Consider the following 22,261-nt stretch of genomic DNA (forward strand, 5'->3'; position numbering starts at 1 on the left):
AGGAGCGTACGCCGGACTCCGGCCTGCCCCCGAACAGGTGCTGCTCGATGCCGCCACTGCCCGCGCCCATCTCCCGGGGGCCGACGTGGTGGTGCTGCTCGGGGCCGATTCCGATGTCGGCCTGGCGCTCGCCGCCGGGGACCTGTCCGGGGCCGGTGAGGCCCTGGACGCGTGGGCCGCCGCGCTCGGCGCAGGCCGTCTCGCCGTCGCCGCCACCGACCTGCTGCTGCCCGGGCTCGGGGTCGGGTCGGGGGAGCAGGCGGCCCGGCTGGTCACCCTGGCCCACGAGCGCCGGCTCGAGGCCGTGGTCACCAACATGGTGCGGATGGCGGATCCCTCCCTCGGGCCGACCGTCGACGTCCTCGATGCGGCCCGCCGTGGCGTGCCGCTCGATCGTGGCGCCGTACGACGCAACGAGGAGGACCACCTCAAGTCGGGCAAGGAGATGCTCGAGGTGCTGCAGGACATCGCCCGGCGGGCGGGGCTGGGCCGGGCAGGGGCGGAGCGGCTGCTCGCCGCCACCCGCGGGCTCGGCCGGCGGTGCCGGCTCGACCCGGCCACCGACCTGGGACTGGGGCAGATCCACCTGCCGGAGTTCGACGTCCTGCAGGGGGAGGGGGACGGGGCGGGCGCCGCCGACGACGAACTGCGCCGCCGCTGCGGGGCCGGCATCGCCGTCCGGTACGGGGCCGCCTTCCCGGTCGTCACGGAACGGCTGGAGGCGGAGCTCGCCACCATCGCCGAGCTGGGGTTCGCCGCGTACTTCCTCACCGTCGCCGACATCGTCGACATGATCCACGAGCGGGGCATCCGCTGCGCCGCCCGGGGGTCGGGGGCCGGCTCCCTGGTCAACTACCTGCTGGGGATCTCGGGGGTCGACCCCCTGGCCTCGGGGCTGGTGATGGAGCGGTTCCTCTCCCCGCTGCGCCGCGCCCTGCCGGACATCGACCTGGACGTCGAGTCGGCCCGGCGCACCGAGGTCTACCGGATGATCGTGGAGCGCTTCGGGACCGAGCGGGTCGCCTGTGTGGCGATGGTCGAGACCTACCGGATCCGCCATGCCATCCGCGACGTCGGGGCGGCGTTGAGTCTGCCACCGGGAGAGATCGACGTCATCGCCAAGGCGTTCCCGCACATCCGCGCCCGCGACGCCCGTTCGGCGCTGCGGGAGTTGCCCGAGCTGCGGGCCAGTGGCCTGGACGCCGAGCGACTCACCGGGTTGTTCGCCCTGGTCGAGTCCCTCGACGGCCTGCCCCGCCACATCGCCCTGCACCCGTGCGGGGTGGTGCTCTCCGACCGCGGCCTGCTGGACCGTACGCCGGTGGAGACCAGTGCCGAGGGGTTCCCGATGAGCGAGTTCGACAAGGATGACGTGGAGGACATGGGCTTCCTCAAGCTCGACGTGCTCGGCATCCGGATGCAGTCGGCGATGGCGCACTGTCTCGACGAGGTCGAGCGCACCACCGGCCGGCGGATCGACATCGACTCCTTCGGAGCCAGTGGCTTCTCCGATCCCGACACGTACGCGATGATCGGGGCCGGCCGCACCCTCGGCTGCTTCCAGATCGAGTCGCCCGGGCAGCGGGAGCTGGTCACCACCTTCGGGCCCCGGGACTTCAACGACATCGTCATCGACATCTCCCTGTTCCGCCCCGGCCCGGTGAAGTCCGACATGGTGCGTCCCTTCCTGGAGGTCCGGCAGGGTTGGGCCGCGCCGCACTACCCGCACCCGTCGCTGGAGCCGGTGCTGGCCGAGACCGGCGGGGTGGTCGTCTTCCATGAGCAGGTGATCGGGCTGATCGCCACGATGACCGGCTGCACCCTGGCCCAGGGGGACGAGATGCGCCGGGAGCTGGGCAGTCCCGAGGGCCAGCGGGAGGTGGAACGGTGGTTCCGCCGGCGGGCGGCGGAGGCAGGCTACGCCGAGGACGTGATCGACGAGGTGTGGAAGGTCCTGGCGGCGTTCGCCTCCTTCGGCTTCTGCAAGGCCCACGCCGCGGCCTTCGCCCTGCCGACCTACCAGTCGGCGTGGCTCAAGGCCCACTGGCCGGCGCACTTCCTGGCCGGGATCCTCACCCACGACCCCGGCATGTATCCCAAGCGGCTGCTGCTGGCCGAGGCCCGCCACTGCGGGGTCGCCGTCCTCGGGCTGGACGTCAATGCCAGCGCCGGGACCCATCGGGTCGAGCGGATGCCCGCCGGCGCTGAGGAGGAGTGGGGCCTGCGGATCGGTCTCGATGACGTCCACGGGATCAGCGCGGAGGAGGTGGAGCGGATCATCGCCGGGCGCCCCTGGACCTCGCTGACCGATTTCTGGCAGCGGGCCCAGGTCACCCGTCCGGTGGCTGAACGGCTCGTCACCGCGGGGGCGTTCGACGCCCTCTACGACCTGTCCGAGGTCCGCACCCCCGAGCAGGCGGAGCGGTGTCCCACCCGCCGTGACCTGCTGCTGTCCATCGCCGACCTGTCCCGCGCGGACCGCGGACATCGCGGCACCCGAGGCGTCCGCACCGACCAGCTCGCTCTCGGCATCGACGTGGTCGTCCCCGCAGCCGACGTCTCCCGGCGCGGGTCGGCCGGACCCGCCGGCCGCGGGTCGGGAGCGGCCGCGCCGAGGATACCCACGGACCTGGCCTGTTCCGGGTTGCCCGACATGTCCATGGCGGAGCGGGTCCGGGCGGAGCTCGACGTGCTGGGCCTGGACGTCAGCCGGCACGTCGTGGATTTCTATCGGCCGTTGATGGCGGAGCTCGGCACCGTCGACGCCGTCGACCTGCTCGGTGTCCGCAATCGCAGCGAGGTGCTCGTCGCCGGGGTCAAGATCGCGACCCAGACCCCGCCGATCCGGAGCGGCAGGCGGGTCGTCTTCCTCAGTCTGGACGACGGCACCGGGCCGGTCGACACGACCTTCTTCGAAGATGCCCAGGGCCCGTTCACCTCGACGGTGTTCAACGGCTGGCTGCTCCTGGTGCGCGGAGTGATCCGGCGCACCGGTCTGCGCGGCGTGTCCGTACGGGCGACCGGCTGCTGGGACCTCGCCGCCCTCAACGCGGTGTTCCGTGAGGACGGTGCCGACGCGGTCCGCCGCACCATGGACACCCTGCCCGAGGGGTGGGTGCCAGGGGCGTACGCGGGAGTCGGCGAGGTGGTCGACCAGCCGTCCGCGACGGGGAGCGGTGATCCGGCCGATGCCTACCAGCACGGCCGTTCCGGCGGGATGGGCCAGCGCCGGACCCTGGTCCATTCCAGCGGCTTCCGGAAGTCCCCGTACGCCGACGTCCGGCCCGCCGGCCCGGGTGTCGGCACTCCACGGAAGCTGTGGCACTCCAGCCCGGGGAGCCCGGGACGATGAGGAGGCGACTGGGTAGGCTCGGAGCAGCCGCACCATCGCCGTGGTGCATCTCCCGACGAAGGACGTCCCATGATCCGACCCGACCGGCCGACCGCGGTTCCCCCCACCCCGCGGCCGACAAGAAGCGTCGGTCCCTCGGCGGCACCTTCACCCTGCAGGTGGTCCTCGACCGGGCCAGGGTCTGGCAGGGGGGCCGGGCCGTGGAGGACATCCGGGTCGTCGACCTCGGTGGTGGCGCCGGCGGCATGGGGGTGCCACTCGCCCGGGAGGGGTACGACGTGACGGTCGTCGATCCGAGTCCGAACGCCCTGGCCTCCCTGCAGCGCCGGGCGGCGGAGGCGGGACTGTCCGGCCGGCTCCGGGGGATCCAAGGGGATTCGGCGGATCTCGTCGGCCTCATCGGGCCGGGGACCACCGATCTGGTCACCTGTCACGAGGTCCTCGACGTGGTCGAGGACAAGCCGGCAGCCATCCGGGCGATGGCCACGGTGCTGCGACCGGGTGGGGCGGTCAGCCTGCTGGTCCGGCAGCGCTACTCCCGGGTGATGCACAAGGCGCTGGCAGGCGACTTCGCGGCTGCCCGGGCAGCACTCGCCGACCCCGCGCGCCTCGATCAGGACCGGGTCCGGACGCTGCTGGAGGATGCGGGGTTCTCGGTGGTCGAGATCCGGGGGATCGGTGCCGTGCTGGGGGCGGTGAACGAGGAGTTCCTCGACGTCCCCGGTGCGCGCGACGAACTGCTGGCACTGGAGGACGAGATCAGTCGTACGCCGGACATGTGGTCCCTGGCGACGCAACTCCACGTCCTCGCCGTGCTGGACTGACCCCGGTCGCTCCCCGCCCTCGGGGCTCAGGGTCTCGGGAGTCAGGCTCTCGGGGGACACGATGAGCGGGCGGGTGATCGCCCATCTCGACCTGGACGCCTTCTACGTCTCGGTCGAGTTGAGGCGCCGTCCCGAGCTGCGGGGCCGGCCCGTGTTCGTGGGTGGTCAGCACCGCGGCGTCGTCCTGTCGGCCAGTTACGAGGCCCGGGCCCGCGGCGTCCGTTCCGCCATGCCCTCGGTGACGGCCCGGCGACTCTGCCCCGAGGCGATCGTGGTCCAGCCCGACATGGAGGCGTACGTCGAGGCGTCCCGGGCGGTGTTCGCGATCATGGACACCGTCACGGACGTGGTCGAGGGTGCTTCCGTCGACGAGGCCTACCTCGACCTGACCGCCACCCGCAGCCGACTCGGGCGACCCGAGCAGGTCGTCGCCGACCTGCGGGCACGGATCCTCTCCGAACAGGGGCTGCCCTGTTCGGTCGGGCTGGCGCCCAACCCCTTCGTGGCGAAGATGGCCTCCGTCGCGGCCAAACCCGACGGGATGCTCGTCGTCCCCCAGGGCAGGGTCACCGATTTCCTGTGGCCGTTGCCGGTCGAGCAGATGTGGGGAGTGGGGGAGTCCACCGCCGCCACCCTCAACTGGCTGGGGCTGCGCACCATCGGGGACCTGGCCCGGACAGCGCCGGCGACCCTGCAACGGGCATTGGGCCCGCGGCAGGGGGAGAAGCTCGTCGACCTGGCCAACGGCCGTGACCCCCGCCGCCTCACCGACCGTCGCCCCGAGGAGCACGAGCGCAGCATCGGAGCCCAGGAGACCTTCCCGGCCGACGTGTACGACCCGGAGGTCGTCCACCGGGAGCTGCTGCGGTTGGCGGAACGTACGTCGGCCCGGTTGCGTCGGGCTCGGCTGGTGGGACGTACGGTCACCCTCAGCCTCCGGTTCGCCAACTTCAGCGCGTTGACCCGGTCGATGACGCTGACGGAGCCGACCGACCTGACCGACGAGATCCATCGTCGGGCGGTCTCGCTCTATGACCGGCTCGGCCTCCAACGGGCCCGGGTGCGCCAGGTCGGGATCAGGATGGAGGGGCTGCGGGACTCGGCGACGGTGAGCACGCAGGCGGACCTGTTCACCCCCGACCAGGGGTGGCGGGAGGCGACGGCCGCGATCGACCGCGCCAATCTGCGGTTCGGCCCGCACGCCGTCCAACGGGCCTCGCTGACCCGTACCTGGTGACGGGACACGTCCGGACTCCACGCTCCGTGACCCTGGAAGACTCCGTCAATGCTCGGGATGCGCCGTATCATTCCAGTACGCCGTGGTGGGCACTAAACTGTAACCAGTAGGCGCCGAGGAACTGGGTAACAGTTCTTCGCAAGCACCCAACAGGACGGTCGGAGGTAGTGGTGGCCCTGTCAGAACACGAGCAGCGGCTGCTCGAACAGATGGAAGCTGCCTTTGCCGCCGAGGATCCCAAACTTGCGGACACCCTCAGCGGCAACAGTGGAAGACGCCTCGAGACCCGTCTTGCCATCGGTGCGGGACTCGCCTTCATAGTCGGCGTCGTCCTGTTGCTGGTCGGCATCCAGACCCACTGGTTGATCAGTGTGTTCGGTTTCCTGGTCATGCTCGCCGCCACGATCGTGGGGTTGAGCGCATGGCAGAAGCAGGATGCCCTCTCACAACGCAAGGGGCGCACCAAGGTGCGTGTCAGCGCCGAGGACCGGCGCATCATGCACAAGTTCGAGGAGCGGTGGAACCGTCGCCAGGAGGGCAACGATCAGCAGTGATCGTGCACCGGCGAGCGGCCGGTCGACGATCCACCCGAAGACGGGCACCCTCAGGGCAGCCTGTCCCAAGACCGCCGAGCGGGGCGAGAACCCGCCGGCGGCCCGGTCCTCCGGCACCACCGCAGGGCTGTGTGACTGACAAAGACACCAGGATGTGGGAATCAGGAGTAGGACGTCGCGACTTCGATCCCGCCGACAGACCGTGTCGCACCGGTGAATCTCTGACCGCGGTGACACCAGATCATCGATGATGATTCGCGGGCCGCGGCACGGTGAGGCGCAGACATCAGTGGAACGCAAACATCAGTGGAGCGTGGGGCCGGTCCTTTCGGGCCGGCCCCACGTCCGTCCGTTCAGGGCCGGTCGGCCACGGCTCCCGGGACGACGATCAGCGGTCGCGACGGCGAGCGATCGCGGCCGTGGCCCGGGCCCGCAGGGCGTGCCAGGTCAGGGCCTCCCCAAGGGTCCGCCACCAGGACTTCGGCCACCACTCCCCGAGGAGCCGGACATCCCAGGCCTTGTCGTTCCGTACGCCGTCGCGGATGCTCCCCACGAGGGCGGCAAGATCGCCCGAGTGCACCGCCGACTCGGCATAACGGGAGCGCTCGACCTGGCGGGACAGGGTGACGAGCGACCGGCCCGACTCCTCCGGCAGCACTCCCGCCGACTGTCGCCCGACGGCCCGGGGTGACCCGGCCGGCCACGGATAGCCGTAGTCCACGAACGTGTCGCGCACCTCGGCCCAGGCGGCATCGACCGCCCGGTGCGAGGAATCCAGGCGCTCCCCTTCCGTGGGGGCGAGGCGCCGGGTCCGGAGTCGGCGACGGAACAGGCCCGGCAGCGCGAGGAGACCGGTGACCAGCGCCAGCAGCACGATGGCCAGTCCCACCCGGGCGAGGATCGCCAGGACGTTGATGACCGGCGGTGCCGGTGCCACCGGAGCCGTCGACGCGGAGGGGGTGGGCGTGGCCTCGGAGGTGGTCGACGGCGTGGCCGAGGGCGACGGGGTCGGAGTGGGAGAGGCGGTGGGCTGTTCGGGGGCGGTCATCGTCCAGGCCGGCGGCACGGCCACGCCGGGGGTCGGTTCGAACCGCACCCAGCCGACGCCCTCGAAGTACAACTCGGGCCAGGCGTGCATGTTGTGCAGGGTGACGGAGTACCCGTCGCCCTTCTTGGTGCCGGGCAGCCATCCGACGGCGACCCTCGACGGGATCCCGACGACCCGCGCCATGGCCGCCATCGACCCGGCGAACTGCTCGCAGTAGCCCTTGTGGTCCTGCAGCAGGAACCGCTTCATCGCGTCGTAGCCGGTGCCGGGCTGGGGCTCGAGGCTGTAGGTGAACGTGTCGCTGCGCAGGTACTTCTGGATCGCCGCGGCCTTCAGCGCCGGGGTGGGCTCGGCCTGGGTGATCTTCAGGGCCAGGTCGACGATCTCCTGCGGCATGTCCTGCGGGACGCTGGTGGTGAGGTTCGCATCGCTCGGCTGTCCCGCCATCGCCGTCGAGAGCTTCGGCCCGTCCGGTGACGTGTCGATGCTGGTCACCGAGTAGGACAGGTTGCGGGTGGCCGCCGTACGATCCTTGCCGGTCGCGACCACGACGAGCGAATCCGTCCCGTAGGCCCACTGTCCGGGAGCGTCGAACCGCTTGGGCGCGTACGGCAGCGGCAGGTACTCCGAGCGGAAGTCGGTGACCTTCACCTGCGTGCGGACGTCCTTGCCGAGGGTGTCCTGGCCCGGGGGTGGCGGCAGCGTGTTGCCCTGGGTGAGGTGGAACGACGCGTTCTGCCAGCCCTTGCTGTCGAACACCGACAAGGAGGCCATCCGGAGGTACTCACCCTGCGGGGCGTCGGTCGTGTAGGTCAGGACCTCCGCGTCGGCCGGCTGGGACAGGTTGCGCCGCATGTCGAGCATCGGGTCGGCGAGCTGGATCGGGCCGGAGTCCTGGTTGAGCTGGCCGCCGTTGAGCTGGTGCGCGGGGGGCAGCGGGACGAGGAGGCCGACGGCCAGGGTGGTGGCCACCGCCGCCGCGGCGACGATCCCACCCATCCGCACCGCCAGCGGCGTGATCCGCCCGGTCAGCCGTACGGTCCGCTCGAGGTGTCGGGGCCAGGTCTCGGCGGCGTTGATACCATCCGCCAGCAGGATCCACAGGTATCCCACCGCGAGGACGACGACCGTCCACCACGGGATGTCGTGCAGCAGGCCGATCGCACCGATGAGGTACAGCGTCAGGGACGGCAGGATCGCCCAGGCCGGCCGGTCGACCCCCTCGGCCAGCAGGTCGGTGAGCACCGTCGTGACGCCGACGGTGGCCACCAGCAGCAGCGTCAGGCCGGGGTTGGCGATCATCGGCGTGGTGTGCGTCGACATGTGCCGGACGCCCTCGCTGAAGAGTCCCACCAGTCCCTGCCCCGGCATTCCCAGGGACAGCGAGATGGAGAACAGATACACCACCAGCAGCACGAGCTGGGCGAGGAAGACGATGCCGTCGTTGACCCGCAACCGGCGCAGCACCAGGCCGATGCCGCCGAGCAGCACCGCCAGAGGGATCGCGCTGATCAGGTACGAGGGGTCCTGGGTGAACGGTAGGAGGAGCAGCGTGGCCAGGACCGAGGCCCCGACGATCGCCCCCCCGGTCCGGTCGATCGGCCGGATCACAGTTGCTCCCCCATCCTCGACATCCTCGCCCACGCGTCGTCGACAGTCATCCCGGAGGTCACCCTGACGACCCGCCAGCCCGCGTCACGCAGCACGTTCTCGGCGAGCTCGTGGTCCTCGGGGGTCGGCCGGCCGGCCCGTTCCGGGTGACCGTTGCCCGACGCCCAGCCTTCGACGTCGAGCACCCAGGCCATCGCGTACGCCTGGTTGCGGTTCATCTCCACCAGGTGCGCCGCATCGGCGGAGGAGAGCTGACCCAGGACCGCGATGGTCATCTGCGAGCCCACCCCGCGCAGGGTCGCCTCGGCGGCACGCCGCAGGTCGGTGCTGTCGGACAGGGTGACGTCGGTGAGCTGGGTGATCGCCTCGCGCCGGCTCGTCGCCTTGCCGAGATCGCCCAGATGCGGGTCGGTCAGCGGGCCGTCCGCCCCGAACAGGGTGATCGCGTACCCCTCCTTGAGGAAGTGGACCGCAAGGGACGCCGTCAGCGAGACGGCCCACTCGAACGAACTCTCCGGTCCCGAGCCTCGGTGCGCGACGCCGCGCGAGTCGAGCACCACGGTGGCGCTCGGGTCCCAGGCCTGTTCCTCCTGCCGGACCATCAGTTCGCCGTGGCGGGCGGTCGAGCGCCAGTGGATGCGGCGGACGTCGTCACCGCGGACGTAGCTGCGGACGAGGATGTCGTCCTGGCCCGATAGGCCAAGACGCTGCGGCCTGGCTTCGCCGGTGCTCCCGGTGCCCCCGGCGTTGCCCATCGAATCGAGCGGGACGATCCGGGGGGTCACCATCACCTCGCTGGTGGCGTTGAACTGCCGATCCAGGGCGGCCATGCCGAACGGATCGGACACCCGGACCAGTAGAGGGCCGGTCTGGAACCGGCCGCGCTGGCTACCGGTGAGGGTGTAGCTCACCTCCCGGTGCCATTCCGCGGCGAGGTTCTGCAAGGTGAAGCGGGGGCGCGGCCCCAGCGCGGCGGGGATGCGGTCCTCGAAGCGCAGCACGCCCACCGGCAGTTTGCCGTGCCGGTCGAGGGCCAGCGTGCCGGTCATCTCCTCGCCGATGGCCGCCCGTCCCGGTGACACCTTGCGCTCGCAGGACAGCTTGAGTCGCGTACGGTCCACGAAGACCGCCGCACCCAGCGGCACCAGAAGCAGGAGCAGTCCGACGAGGAGGGCGTCACGTTGACCCAGGAGTACCGACAGTGCGGCGAGCACGGCGCCGATGACGAAGGTCACCTTGCCGCGCAGCGTCATCAGGGCCCACGGATTGCGCAGCGGTATGCGCATCTATCAGCTCCGGTCGGGGATCGGCACCGACCGGACGCAACTGCCGATGATGTCCTCGACGGAGCGCTGGGCGAGCTGGGACTCTGTCGAGGCGAGCACGCGGTGCGCCAGCACAGGAACAGCCAGTGCGGCAACGTCGTCCGGGGTGATGTAGTCACGCCCGGAGATCGCGGCGAGCGCCCGGCAGGCACGGAGGAGCTGCAGGCTGGAGCGCGGCGAGGCGCCCAGCCGCAGGTCTCGGGTCGTCCGCGTCGCGCCGACCACCCGGACGATGTAGCGCTCGAGCGCCGGGGCGACGTAGACCGTGGTGACGGCCCGGACCAGTCCACTGATCGTCTGGCCGTCGGTGACCGGCTTCAGGTCGGCCAGTGGTGAGCGGCCACCATGGCTGCGCAGCATCTCGATCTCGGCCTCCTCGGCCGGGTAGCCCATCTCGATCCGTGCCATGAAGCGGTCACGCTGGGCCTCGGGGAGGGGGTAGGTGCCCTCCATCTCGATCGGGTTCTGGGTGGCGATCACCATGAACGGGCTGGGGAGCTTGTAGGTGGTGCCATCGGCCGACACCTGCCGCTCCTCCATCGCCTCGAGCATCGCTGACTGCGTCTTCGGTGAGGCCCGGTTGATCTCGTCACCGAGGACGATGTTGGCGAAGATGCCGCCCTGCTTGAACTCGAACGCGCGGGTCGCCTGGTTGTAGATGGACACGCCGGTGATGTCGGTCGGCAGCAGGTCAGGGGTGAACTGCACCCGGTTGACCTTGCAGTCGATGGCCTTACCGAGGGCCTTGGCGAGCATCGTCTTGCCGACGCCGGGCACGTCCTCCAGCAGGAGATGACCCTCGGCCAGCATCACGACCAAGGCGGTGTCGATGGCGCCACGCTTGCCCTCGATCACCGTCTCGACGGCGTCGCGGACCCGCCCCATCACCGTGGCCACGTCGGCCAGGGAGTGGGTGCCGGTGCCTGTGGGGGCCGCCGATCGGGGACTGGTCGGGTAGCCGGCGCTGGGCTGGGAGGTGGCGCTGGTGCGCGTCGCGGGCTGACGGCTCGCGGAGGCGGGTCGAGTCGCCGGGCGCGTCGCTGAGACCGGTTGGGCGGCGCTGGGCTGGTAGCCGGGGTTGGTCGGCTGGGTGGCGCTGGGCTGGTAGCCGGGGTTGGTCGGCTGGGCGGCGCTGGACTGGTAGCCCGCGCTGGGTTGGTAGGCCGGCGTTCCCGCGGCGGAACCGTACGCGGCTGACTGGGGGTTGGTCAGGCGCCCGGCCGGCGGGGTGGAACGCGTGGTCGCCGACGCCGACGTCGGGCTGCTCAGGCGGTTCGACGCCGGGGAGGCGGAGCCGGCGGAGGCGGGGTTGGGGGTCCAGGCCGGCGCGGGTGTCGCGGAGCGCTGGGGCGCGGGCGTCGCGGAGCGCTGCGGGGCGGGCGTCGCGGAGCGCTGCGGGGCGGGCGTCGCAGAGCGCTGCGGGGCGGGAGTGGCGGAGCGCTGCGGTGCCGGGGCGGCCGATCGCTGGGGTGCCGGGTTTGCTGACCAAGGGGAGGCGGGGGTGGCGGAGCGCTGTGGTGCCGGGGCGGCCGAGCGCTGCGGCACCGGGCTGGCCGAGTGCTGGGGTGCGGGGGTTGCCGAGCGCTGGGGAGCAGGGGTTGCGGAGCGCTGCGGGGTGGGCCCTCGGTCGCCGTACGGGGTAGAGCTCACTGTGCCTCCAGGGTCGTCACTTCTGTCGGCCACCAACCCTACATGCCTGTGCTGAGGCGAGCCCTGTTCCGCATCCGCTCTACGGGCCGCCCCCTGCCCGCGCACTCGCCGTGGAGGTGCCCATCCCGGTGGGCCATCGGGGAGGGCGGGGGAGGCGGCGGTCGCAACGGGGGTGACGGAAGGGGCCCAGGGGAGGGGATCGGGCAGCGACACGCCGAGCGTCAGCGCCACGGTGACGTCTCACTGCGGCTCGCGGCGTGGGAACGGTGGGACAAAGGGGAGAAGGGTGGGGCGTAAGGGTGGCTTGGTGGAGGAAAAGGGAATAGGGTGGGGGAAAGTGGAGGACGGTGGTCCAGCTGATCGGGTCAGGGGGTGGCCGACATGTTCCTCGGCACATTCACCCCGAAGCTCGATGAGAAGGGCCGCTTCGTCCTACCGGCGAAGTTCCGCGAGGAGCTCCAGGAGGGCATCGTCGTGGCCCGGTCGCAGGACCGGTGTCTCACGATCGAGACCATCCAGGCGTTCACCGCACGGACGAAGGAGTTGGCTGACGCACCGATGACGGTCAAACAGGTCCGCGAGTACCAGCGCATGCTGGCGGCGACGGCCTTCGACCAAGTCCCTGACAAGCAGGGACGTGTGACGATCCCCCCGCACCTGCGGGCCTACGCGGGTCTGGACAAGGAGATCGTCGTCACCGGGGTGATCAACCGGCTCGAGATCTGGGACGCCGTCGCGTGGGAGCAGTACTCCACTGAGCACGAATCGGCATTCGCCGAGATGAACGAAGAAGTTTTCCCGGGGGCCTAGGCCGCCGGGGGATCGGGACAGGCCGTACGGTCCGGCCCCGACCCGAGGGGTGAGCACCCTGACACAACTTCCCCTGTGTCAGGTAGCACTTCCCGCACTCCTCGGGGCGGAACCAGGTCGTACGGCCCTCCGCGTTCACGGCGCGGGACGACACGAGCGAGGGCAACCGAAGGGCAGGACCGACAGATGGTTTCGACGAGGCGACCCGGCGAGTCCTCCGAGGATGACGCTGCGGCTGCCATCCCCTCGCCCACCGGACCGACGGACGGGCGTGCCCGTCCTGAGGCGATCCACCTTCCGGTGATGCGGGACCGGATCGTCGAACTCCTCGCCCCCGCGCTCCGCGAGCCCGGTGCCGTCTTCGTCGACTGCACGCTCGGTCTGGGCGGCCACACCGCGGCCCTGCTCGACGCCTGCCCCGGTGCGCGTGCCGTCGGGCTGGACCGGGACCCCGACGCCCTGGCGACCGCCGGTGAACGCCTCGCGGTGTACGGCGACCGCGTGACCGCCGTCCGGGCCGTGTACGACGAGATCGGCGAGGTGATCGGCGAGCTGGGGATCCCACGGGTCGACGCGGTCCTCGCCGACCTGGGCCTGTCGTCGCTGCAGATCGATGCGCGCGATCGAGGATTCGCGTACGCGGTCGACGCCCCACTCGACATGCGGATGGGGCAGGAGGGGCCGACCGCGGCCGATGTGGTCAATACCTACGGCGCGCCACAGCTGTCCCGGATCCTGTCCCGCTACGGCGAGGAGCGCTTCGCCGACCGGATCGCCCGCGCCATCGTCTCCGCCCGCGAGCAGGCCCCGTTCGTCACCTCGGCGCGGCTCGTGGAGGTGATCGCGTCCGCCATCCCGGCGGCTGCCCGCCACACCGGCGGTCATCCGGCGAAGAGGACGTTCCAGGCGCTGCGGATCGAGGTGAACCGCGAGCTCGAGGCCCTCGAGGGGATGTTGCCGGCGGCGCTCGACAGCCTGGCGGTCGGGGGCAGGATCGCCGTACTGGCCTACCACTCGCTGGAGGACCGGCTGGTCAAACATGCCTTCCGGGATGCCTCCACCAGTCGCGCACCGCGAGACCTGCCGATCGTTCCCGAGGAACTGCAGCCGGCCTTCACCCTCCTCACCAAGGGGGCCGAGCGCCCCACCGACGACGAGACCGCCAGCAACCCCCGAGCCGCGTCCGCGCGGCTCCGTGCCGCCCAGCGCATCAAGGAGTCCTGATGAGTGCTCTGCTGTCACCCACCTTGGGCTCCCGCGCGGGGTTCCTCGCCGCCGCCCAGCGACGACAGGCCCAGTTGCGGGTCGTGCCCCGGATCGCGGCCCAGGTCTCCCAGCGCTCGTTCTGGACGTTCCTCCTGGCTCTTGTTGTCGTCGGCACGACGTTGCTGCTGATGCTCAACGTGACGCTGCAGAACCAGGCGTTCCGGTTGCGTACGCTCGCTGCCCAGGCACAGGTGCTGAAGAACGAACAGGCCGACCTCCAGCAGCAACTGAGCCGGCGGTCCTCGTCGGGCCAGTTGGCGCAGCGTGCCCTCGACATGGGGATGGTGCCGGACACGACGCCGGGCTTCGTGATGGTGCCCGACGGCACCGTGGTGGGGGACGCGAAGCCGGCGACCGCCGGTGGACCGTACGCCGGGCTTCGTAACTCGGCCACCGCGGCGCAGCCGCAGCCCTCGACGCAGCCCCCCGCCGACGCCACGCAGGCCCAGAGCGCCCCGCAGGCCCAGACGACGTCGCAGCCCCAGGCCTCACCCTCCTCCGGTTCGCCGTCACCGGCGTCGAGCCCCGGGACGAACCAACCGACCCTCACGCCGTCCCAGGGGCGATGACCATGCCGCAGAATCGCCGCCTGACGGACCAGCGCGAGCAGACCCCGCATCGTCGCCCCGAGTCCGCTCGTGGTGAGGAGCGCAGGGACGTGCGAGGCGGCCGACGGCCGGCCGGCGACCGGGGCCCAGTGCCCGAGACCGGCCACCGTCGTGCCGAGACCGGGACCCGATCCTCCGCCCGACCGGAGACGTCCGGCGCTCGTACGCGCTCCGGCGCCGCCGACCAGCGCCGACCCGCGACTCGCCAGACCGGACAGACCAGGCACGCCTCCCGGTCCGAGCCGCTCGGCCCCGGCGGGCAGGGGCGGGCCGGTGGTGGGAGCGCGCCCCGGCCCGGCGATCGGCATCGACCGGGTCCGACGGCCGATCGGCACCGTAACGATCGGGGCCGGACCGATCGGCACCGTGATGATCGGCACCGTGATGATCGGCACCGTGATCATCGGCGCCGGCGGATCTCCGCCCGGCCCCGGCGATTCGCGCTGGGCCCCTTGCTGAGCACACCCCTCGGCCGGGGCGGCTCGCCGGCCCGGATCAAGATCCTGGTCATCGTGCTGGTCTGCGCCACGGTTCTGTCGGGGGCCCGCCTGATCCAGATCCAGGGCCTCGACCCGCAGGCATATGCCGCGCAGGCCGCCACCCTGGTCAAGCGCAGCCAGGCCCTGCCGGCCGTGCGTGGCGCCATCACCGACCGCAACGGTCAGGTGCTCGCCGAATCCAGCCCCGCTGTCGACGTGACGGCGGATCCGGTGGCCACCGGACCGCATGCCGACACCATCGCCGCGATCCTGGCGAAGTACCTCGGCGGTGTGCCCGCGGACTACCTGGAACCGCTGACCCGGCCGAACACCCGGTACGCGATGATCAAGCGCCAGGTCCCGGCCCACACCTACGACCTGATCCGGGGCGACCTCGCCAAGGCCGGTGACGCCAAGCAGTACGCCGGTGGGCTGTGGACGTCGACGAACTCGATCCGGACCTACCCCGGCGCCACGGTCGCCTCCAACGTCATCGGAGTCCTCAAGCAGGACGACGACGGGGTCTACCGGCAGGGCGCGTACGGGTTCGAGTACTCCGAGGACAAGCAGCTCGCCGGCAAGGACGGCGTCGAGGTCTACCAGAGCTCGCCGGCCGGCACGAAGATCCCGCTCGGCGCGAACGAGATCACCCCCGCCCAGAACGGCACCAGCTACCAGCTCACCCTGGACGCGGAGCTGCAGTGGACGGCTGAGCAGTCGCTGAAGAAGGTGGTCGACTCGAGCAGGGCGCACTTCGGCTACGCCATCGTGATGAACATCAAGACCGGCGAGATCCTGGCGATGGCCAACTATCCGTCCTTCGACGCCTCGGACCTCAAGAACGCCAAGGCCGACGCCATGAGCAACCGGGCGATCAGCGACTCGCTGGAGCCCGGTTCGGTGGAGAAGGTGCTCACCTTCGCCGCGCTCGCCGACGGCGGCTACATCACCCCCGACACGCAGGTGAACGTCCCGTCGTCGCTGAAGTCCGCCGACCTGACCATCACCGATTCCGAGTCACACGGCGACATCCGGCTCACCGCCACCGGGGTGCTGGCCCAGTCGTCCAACATCGGCACCGTCGAGATGGCCCGTACGATGCCGAAGGCCGATCTGGTCAGCCATCTGCAGAACTTCGGCCTCGGCCAGCGGACCGGTATCGAGTTGCCCGGTGAGGCGTCCGGCTGGGCGCCGAAGACCACCCTGCCGGACTACTCGCGCGACCAGGTGGCCTTCGGCCAGGGCCTCTCGGTGACCGGACTCCAGCTCGCCTCGGCGGTGGCCGGCATCCTCAACGACGGCGTGTACAACACCCCCACGATCGTGAAGTCGGCGACGGACGCCGACGGCAAGCCGGTCAGCGTCGACCGTGCCCAGCCGCGCCGCGTGGTCAGCGAACAGGCCTCCGCGATGGTGACGCAGATGATGGAGGCCGTCACCGGCCCGGGCGGCACCGGGGCCGGGATGACCCTGTCGGGCTACCGTTCCGTGGGCAAGACGGCCACCGCCCAGCGCTACGACGAGAAGTCCGGCAAGTACGTCGGCTACACCGCCGGCTACATCGGCGCCGCCCCCGCCGAGGACCCGCAGATCCTGACCTACGTCGTGGTGGACAACCCGGTCAACGGGCACTTCGGGTCCACCGTCGCCGGGCCGGCCTTCAAGGAGATCATGCAGTACGCCCTGCCGCGCTACGGCGTCCTTCCGTCCGCCACCAAGGCGCCCGTCGCCAAACTCGAATGGTGATCCGGGGCCGACGCCTGACCGTCGCCGCCCAGTGGTCGGATGGCCTCGGTCGCCCCGGGATGGGTACGGTCTGACTGTGCCGTTCACGACCGGACCACTGCGTCCCCGCTCCACCCGCCCCGCCACGCTCGGCGCGCTCTGCGACCTGGCGCGGGAACTGGGACATCCGGCCGACCTCCAGGGCGCCGACCCGGAGGTCGTCATCGCCGGTCTCACCCTTGACTCGCGGCTCGTGCTGCCGGGGGACGCGTACGTGGCCCTGGCCGGCACCCGGACCCACGGGATCCGCTTCGCCGCCTCGGCGCTCGGTCTGGGGGCCGCTGTGGTTCTCACCGACCGCGCCGGAGCGGACGATCCGGCGGCGGAAGGGCTCCCCGTCATCGCAGTGGATCGGCCCCGGACCCTGATGGCCCACTGGGCGGCAGAGGTCTACGGGCGCCCCGCCGAGAACCTGACCATGTACGGCATCACCGGGACGAACGGCAAGACGACGACTGCCGTCCTGCTGGCTGCCGGCCTGACCGCGGCCGGTCGGAAGGCCGGCACCATCGGCACCCTCGGCTTCCGGGTCGGCGACCTGTCCCTGGATGCCTCCCGGACGACGATCACGACTCCCGAGTCGGTCGACCTGCACGCACTCCTCGCCGTGATGCGCGAAGCCGGGGCCGAGTCCGTCGCCATGGAGGTCTCCTCGCACGCGATGGTCTTCGAACGGGTCGAGGCCGTGCCCTTCGCCGTCGCCGGCTTCACCAACCTCGGCCGGGACCACCTCGACTTCCATCCCACCCTGGAGGACTACTTCCAGGCCAAGGCGGGCCTGTTCCACCCCGAGCACACCCGGACCGCCGTGATCAGCATCGACGACCAGTGGGGCGTCCGCCTCGCCGAGGAGAGCCGGGGCCGGCTCGAGAAGGTCTGGACGACCAGCTTCGCCGACCCCTCGGCCGACTGGTACGCCCACGACGTCGTGCCGCTGCCGTCCGGGGGCTCCCGGGTGGCCGTCACGACGCCGACCGGTCCGCTGGAGATCGAGGTCGGCCTGCCCGGGCTGTTCAACGCCCGCAACGCCGTCACCTGCGCGGCGATGCTGGCGATGACGGGTGTCGACGTCCGCGCGGCCCTGCCAGGCCTGGCCACGGCCCAGGTCCCCGGCCGGATGCAGATCGTCGACCTCGGTGCCGGCGCACCCCTCGCCGTGGTCGACTTCGCCCACACCCCCCAGGCCGTCGCCTCGGCCCTGGAGGCCTTCGCCGCACGCCCCACGGGCAAGCTCATCGCGGTGCTCGGCTGCGGCGGTGACCGTGACCAGGAGAAGCGGGGCCCGATGGGTGCCGCGGCGGCCACCTGGGCCGACGTCGTCGTCGTCACTGACGACAACCCCAGGTCAGAGGACCCCCGCCTGATCCGCGACGCCGTCCTGGCCGGCGCCACCGAGGCGGTCCGCACCGGAGCAGTCGAGTCCGTACGTCCGGGTCATGCCGGCGCCGTCGAGGTGCTCGACGGCGGCGAGCGGGCCGATGCCATCACCACCGCACTGCGGCTCGCCGGGCCCGACGACGTCGTCGCCGTGCTGGGCAAGGGCCACGAACAGGGCCAGATCGTCGGGGAGCGCGTCATCCCGTTCGACGATGTCGAAGCCATCCGTACCGCCTGGCGCACCTTGGAGGACTGACTGTGCAACCCCGCTCCCTGACCGAGATCGCTGCGGCGATCGGTGCCCGCATCGCGCCGCCGGACGGGGTGGAGCTGTCCGCCCTGGAGGGCCTCGCCGTCGGTCCCGACGTCGTCATCGATTCTCGCCGGGCCACCCCCGGGTCGCTCTTCGTGGCGTTCCCCGGCGAGCGGGTCGACGGGCACGACTTCGTCGCCACCGCCGCAGCCGCCGGCGCTGCCGCCGCCGTCACCCAACGACCGGTGGAGGCGGGGGTGCCGTGCCTCGTCGTCGACGACCCGCAGCGCGCGCTCGCGGCGCTGGCCCGTCACGTGGTGGACACCAGCCCCGCACTCTCCGTGGTGGGCATCACCGGGTCGTCGGGCAAGACCTCGACCAAGGACCTGATCGCCCAGGTGTTGCGCACGGCCGGACCCACTGTCGCCCCGATCGGCTCCTTCAACAACGAGATCGGCGCGCCACTCACCGCGACCGGCTGTGACGCCACCACCCGCTTCCTGGTCACCGAGATGGGGGCCCGTGGCATCGGGCACGTCGCCTACCTCTGTTCCATCACGCCGCCCACCGTCGCCGTCGTACTGAACGTCGGGCACGCCCACCTCGGTGAGTTCGGCTCGCAGGACATGATCGCCAAGGCCAAGGGTGAGCTGGTCGAGGCTGTCGACGAGGCAGGCTGGGCCGTCCTCAACGGTGACGATCCCCGGGTCACCGCCATGGCCTCCCGGACCCGGGGCCACGTCGCCCGGTTCGCCGTGGGGGAGCGCCCCGCCGACGGCGGTGAGGTCCAGGTGTGGGCCACCGACGTCGAGGCCGACGAGCTCGACCGGCACGGCTACACCCTGCACATCGAGGACCGCACGGCGTGGTCGCCGGCCGGGGAGGGCGAGGTCGTCACGGCGGTCTTCCCGGTCCGTCTGCGCCAGCTCGGCGCCCACCAGGTGCCCAACTCGCTGGCGGCGGCCGCCGCGGCGTACGTCCTCGGCCTCGACGCCGAGCAGATCGCCGCCGCCCTCTCGGACGCCGAAGCACTCTCGCACTGGCGGATGGAGCTGCACGAGCGCCCGGACGGCGCCGTCATCCTCAACGACAGCTACAACGCCAACCCCGACTCGATGGCCAGCGGTCTGCGGACACTGGCCAGGCTCGGTGCCGCCCGTCGGTCCCGTGACCCCCGCTCCCGGACCTGGGCCCTCATCGGCGACATGCTCGAACTCGGCGACGACGCGGCCGAGGAGCACCGCCGGATCGGCGCCCTGGCCGCCACCCTCGGCATCACCGACGTGGTGGCCATCGGGGACTTCGCCGGCGCCATCGTCGAGGGGGCCCTCGCGCAGAATGTCGGGATCCGGGCGTCCGTGGCACCTGATAAGTTCGCCCTGATCACGGCCGCGGCGCCCCTCGGGGCCGCGGACGTGGTCCTGGTGAAGGCCTCCCGCGGCCTGGCCCTGGAAACCGTTGCCGACGCGCTCGCCGCCGGTGGGACCGGGGTGTCGGATGCTGACGAGACTGGAGGCGTACGTTGACGACGATCCTGCTGGCGGGAGCCATGGCCCTGGTGGGCACGCTGCTGGGCACCCGTGCGGCCATCGGTGTGCTGGTGAAGAAGGGATATGGCCAGTTCATCCGCGATGACGGGCCGACCTCGCACCACACCAAGCGCGGCACGCCGACGATGGGTGGGCTGGTGATCATCATCGCGGTCGTCCTGGGGTACGGCCTGGCGCACCTGGTCACCTGGAAGCCGCCGTCGGTCAGCGCGTTGCTGGTCCTGCTCCTCTTCGTCGGCACGGGCTTCGTCGGCTTCCTCGACGACTGGATCAAGATCTCCAACAAGCGCTCGCTCGGCCTCACCGCCTGGCAGAAGCTTGCGGGGCAGACGGCCGTCGCGGTGCTCTTCGGCATCCTCGCCGTCAATTTCCCCGACGAGCGCGGCGTCACTCCCGCCTCAGGCTTCGTGTCCTTCCTTCGCGACATCTCGTGGCTGAGCCTGCCGGTCTGGCTGGCGGCCATCTGGTTCCTGATCCTCATCCTCGGCACGTCCAACGCGGTCAACCTCACCGATGGTCTCGACGGGCTGGCGGCCGGGGCCTCGACGATGGTCTTCGCGGCCTACGCGCTGATCAATCTGTGGCAGTACAACAAGTCGTGCGCCTGGGGCGGGGCCGCCTCACCGACCTGCTACAACGTCCGCAACCCGCACGACCTGGCGGTCGTCGCCGTCGCGCTGGCCGGAGCCTGCTTCGGCTTCCTGTGGTGGAACGCGAAGCCCGCCAAGATCTTCATGGGTGACTCCGGGTCGCTGTCGTTGGGCGGCGCCCTGGCCGGCCTGGCCATCTGCAGCCGCACCGAACTGCTGCTGGTCATCCTCGGCGGCCTGTTCGTCATCATCACCCTGTCGGTGATGATCCAGACGAGCTGGTTCAAGTTCACCCGATGGCGCACCGGGACAGGGCGGCGGGTGTTCAAGATGGCCCCGCTGCAGCACCACTTCGAGATGCTCGGATGGTCCGAAGTGACCATCGTGATCCGCTTCTGGATCATCGCCGGCTGCTTCGTCGCCCTCGGCATCGGCATCTTCTACGGCGAGTGGGTGACGGGATTGGGACTCCAGTGAACCGCGTACGACCCGACTGGATCGGCACCGCCGACCGCACCTCCGCCTGGCCGCAGGCCCGCGTCGTGGTCGCCGGCCTGGGCACCTCCGGCTTCGCCGCCGCCGACGCCTTGCTCGAGTTCGGCGCCCAGGTCGTGGTGCTGGACGAGTCCGACACGCAGGAGATCACCGAGCGGGGCACCATCCTCGAGGTGCTGGGCGCCGAGGTGCGGCTCGGACCGGGCTCCACCGCCACGCTGCCCGACGACGTCGACCTCGTCGTCACCTCACCGGGCTGGCGCCCCACCACACCGCTGCTGGCCCAGGCCGCGCTCCGTGGCGTACCGATCTATGGCGAGGTGGAGCTGGCCTGGCGGCTGCAGGACCCCGAGCGGGCCCCCGCCTGGCTCGCCATCACCGGCACCAACGGTAAGACCACCACCACCCAGATGCTCGAGTCGATGCTCCAGGCCGCCGGTCTGCGCGCCGTGGCCTGCGGCAACATCGGCAAGCCGGTGATGGAGACCGTGCTCGACCCGCAGCCGTACGACGTGCTGGCGGTCGAGCTCTCCAGCTTCCAGCTGCACTGGTCCAACAGCCTGGCGATGCACTCGGCAGCCGTCCTCAACGTCGAGCAGGACCACCTCGAGTGGTACCCGTCGATGGCCGACTACACCGCGGACAAGGCCCGGATCTACCAGCGGGTGACCCACTCCTGCGTCTACAACGTCGCCGACCCCACCACCGAGCGGATGGTGGAGGAGGCCGAAGTCACCGAGGGCGCCCGGGCGATCGGCTTCACCCTGGGCATCCCGGGACCCTCGATGCTGGGTGTCGTCGACGACCTGCTGGTCGACCGCGCCTTCGTGGAACAGCGCAAGACCTCAGCGCTGGAACTCGCCTCGCTGACCGACGTCCACCCGTACGCCCCGCACAATGTCGCGAACGCTCTCGCGGCGGCGGCCCTGGCCCGTTCGTACGGCGTCCCCGCCACCGCCGTACGTGACGGCCTGCGCAACCTGCACCTGGGCGGTCACCGGATCCAGACCGTGGCGGAGGTCGACGGGGTGCGCTACGTCGACGACTCCAAGGCCACCAATCCGCACGCGGCCCACGCCTCCCTGGTCGCGTTCGACCCGGTGGTGTGGATCGCCGGGGGACAGGCCAAGGGAACGGATTTCGACGACCTGGTGATGGGGGTCGCCGGTCGCCTGCGGGGCGTCGTGCTGCTCGGCGCGGACCGCGAGGTGATCGCGGCGGCGCTGCGCCGACACGCCCCCGACGTCCCGGTCGAAGTCTTCGATTCGGCGGACACTGGGGTCATGGCCCAGGTCGTGGCCGCCGCGGCCCGGATGGCCCGACCCGGTGACACCGTCCTGCTGGCCCCGGGTGCGCCAGTCGCGACATGTGGCCGGACTATGCGGCTCGCGGCGACGACTTCGCCCGTGAGGCGCGGGGGCTGGGCCGGGCCTGACGTTTCGTCGGG

Annotated in this window: 15 protein-coding genes and 1 pseudogene; 13 read left to right on the forward strand and 3 right to left on the reverse strand. The window is 71.3% G+C overall.

Features of this window, described 5'->3' with window-relative positions; translation table 11 throughout:
* Positions 1-37: 37 nt before the first annotated feature.
* The 4 genes from Rai3103_RS17850 (at position 38) to Rai3103_RS11710 (ending at position 5,967) form a co-directional block, all read left to right on the forward strand.
* Complete coding sequence (locus Rai3103_RS17850) at positions 38-3,352, forward strand: DNA polymerase III subunit alpha (protein WP_228488882.1); 3,315 nt, start codon at positions 38-40, stop codon at positions 3,350-3,352.
* Entirely contained in the window at positions 3,349-4,176 is an 828-nt protein-coding gene (locus Rai3103_RS11700; protein ID WP_153572752.1) for a class I SAM-dependent methyltransferase, read from the forward strand. The genes Rai3103_RS17850 and Rai3103_RS11700 overlap by 4 nt, the downstream gene beginning before the upstream one ends.
* Positions 4,177-4,237: 61 nt before the next feature.
* On the forward strand, positions 4,238-5,413 hold the full coding sequence (dinB, locus tag Rai3103_RS11705; RefSeq protein ID WP_153572753.1) for a DNA polymerase IV: 1,176 nt from the start codon (positions 4,238-4,240) through the stop codon (positions 5,411-5,413).
* A gap of 170 nt (positions 5,414-5,583) precedes the next feature.
* On the forward strand, positions 5,584-5,967 hold the full coding sequence (locus tag Rai3103_RS11710; RefSeq protein WP_153572754.1) for a DUF3040 domain-containing protein: 384 nt from the start codon (positions 5,584-5,586) through the stop codon (positions 5,965-5,967).
* 388 nt (positions 5,968-6,355) lie between these two features.
* On the opposite strand, the gene Rai3103_RS11715 is transcribed toward Rai3103_RS11710, so the two are convergent.
* From Rai3103_RS11715 to Rai3103_RS11725, 3 genes are read right to left on the reverse strand one after another with little or no spacing between them, the layout of a single operon-like run.
* A complete protein-coding gene (locus Rai3103_RS11715; protein WP_153572755.1) occupies positions 6,356-8,626 on the reverse strand; it encodes a transglutaminaseTgpA domain-containing protein in 2,271 nt (756 codons plus the stop codon).
* Entirely contained in the window at positions 8,623-9,912 is a 1,290-nt protein-coding gene (locus Rai3103_RS11720) for a DUF58 domain-containing protein (protein WP_153572756.1), read from the reverse strand. The genes Rai3103_RS11715 and Rai3103_RS11720 overlap by 4 nt, the downstream gene beginning before the upstream one ends.
* A gap of 3 nt (positions 9,913-9,915) precedes the next feature.
* Complete coding sequence (locus Rai3103_RS11725; protein WP_422396046.1) at positions 9,916-10,848, reverse strand: AAA family ATPase; 933 nt, start codon at positions 10,846-10,848, stop codon at positions 9,916-9,918.
* A 1,134-nt stretch (positions 10,849-11,982) separates the two neighbouring features.
* Here Rai3103_RS11725 and mraZ point away from each other — a divergent pair.
* From mraZ to murD, 9 genes and pseudogenes are all read left to right on the forward strand, one after another.
* Positions 11,983-12,411: a division/cell wall cluster transcriptional repressor MraZ gene (gene mraZ, locus Rai3103_RS11730; protein ID WP_153572757.1), complete on the forward strand. Its 429-nt coding sequence runs from the start codon at positions 11,983-11,985 to the stop codon at positions 12,409-12,411.
* A gap of 186 nt (positions 12,412-12,597) precedes the next feature.
* Positions 12,598-13,635, forward strand: coding sequence for a 16S rRNA (cytosine(1402)-N(4))-methyltransferase RsmH (rsmH, locus tag Rai3103_RS11735; RefSeq protein WP_153572758.1), 1,038 nt, complete (start codon positions 12,598-12,600; stop codon positions 13,633-13,635).
* Positions 13,635-14,246 (forward strand): cell division protein FtsL, encoded by a 612-nt coding sequence (gene ftsL, locus Rai3103_RS11740; protein WP_153572759.1) that lies wholly within the window; start codon positions 13,635-13,637, stop codon positions 14,244-14,246. Before rsmH ends, ftsL begins: the two co-directional genes overlap by 1 nt.
* 312 nt (positions 14,247-14,558) lie before the next feature.
* Positions 14,559-14,744, forward strand: coding sequence for a hypothetical protein (locus tag Rai3103_RS17010; protein ID WP_194793112.1), 186 nt, complete (start codon positions 14,559-14,561; stop codon positions 14,742-14,744).
* Complete coding sequence (locus Rai3103_RS11745; protein ID WP_194793113.1) at positions 14,738-16,510, forward strand: peptidoglycan D,D-transpeptidase FtsI family protein; 1,773 nt, start codon at positions 14,738-14,740, stop codon at positions 16,508-16,510. The genes Rai3103_RS17010 and Rai3103_RS11745 overlap by 7 nt, the downstream gene beginning before the upstream one ends.
* A 97-nt stretch (positions 16,511-16,607) precedes the next feature.
* Entirely contained in the window at positions 16,608-18,182 is a 1,575-nt protein-coding gene (locus tag Rai3103_RS11750; RefSeq protein ID WP_479685351.1) for a UDP-N-acetylmuramoyl-L-alanyl-D-glutamate--2,6-diaminopimelate ligase, read from the forward strand.
* Between the two features lie 2 nt (positions 18,183-18,184).
* A complete protein-coding gene (locus Rai3103_RS11755) occupies positions 18,185-19,705 on the forward strand; it encodes a UDP-N-acetylmuramoyl-tripeptide--D-alanyl-D-alanine ligase (RefSeq protein ID WP_153572761.1) in 1,521 nt (506 codons plus the stop codon).
* A complete protein-coding gene (gene mraY / locus Rai3103_RS11760) occupies positions 19,702-20,796 on the forward strand; it encodes a phospho-N-acetylmuramoyl-pentapeptide-transferase (protein ID WP_153572762.1) in 1,095 nt (364 codons plus the stop codon). Before Rai3103_RS11755 ends, mraY begins: the two co-directional genes overlap by 4 nt.
* Positions 20,793-22,249, forward strand: a pseudogene (gene murD / locus Rai3103_RS11765) (UDP-N-acetylmuramoyl-L-alanine--D-glutamate ligase). The gene mraY and the pseudogene murD overlap by 4 nt, the downstream one beginning before the upstream one ends.
* Positions 22,250-22,261: the final 12 nt, after the last annotated feature.

This window comes from Raineyella fluvialis (assembly GCF_009646095.1).
GTDB lineage: Bacteria > Actinomycetota > Actinomycetes > Propionibacteriales > Propionibacteriaceae > Raineyella > Raineyella fluvialis.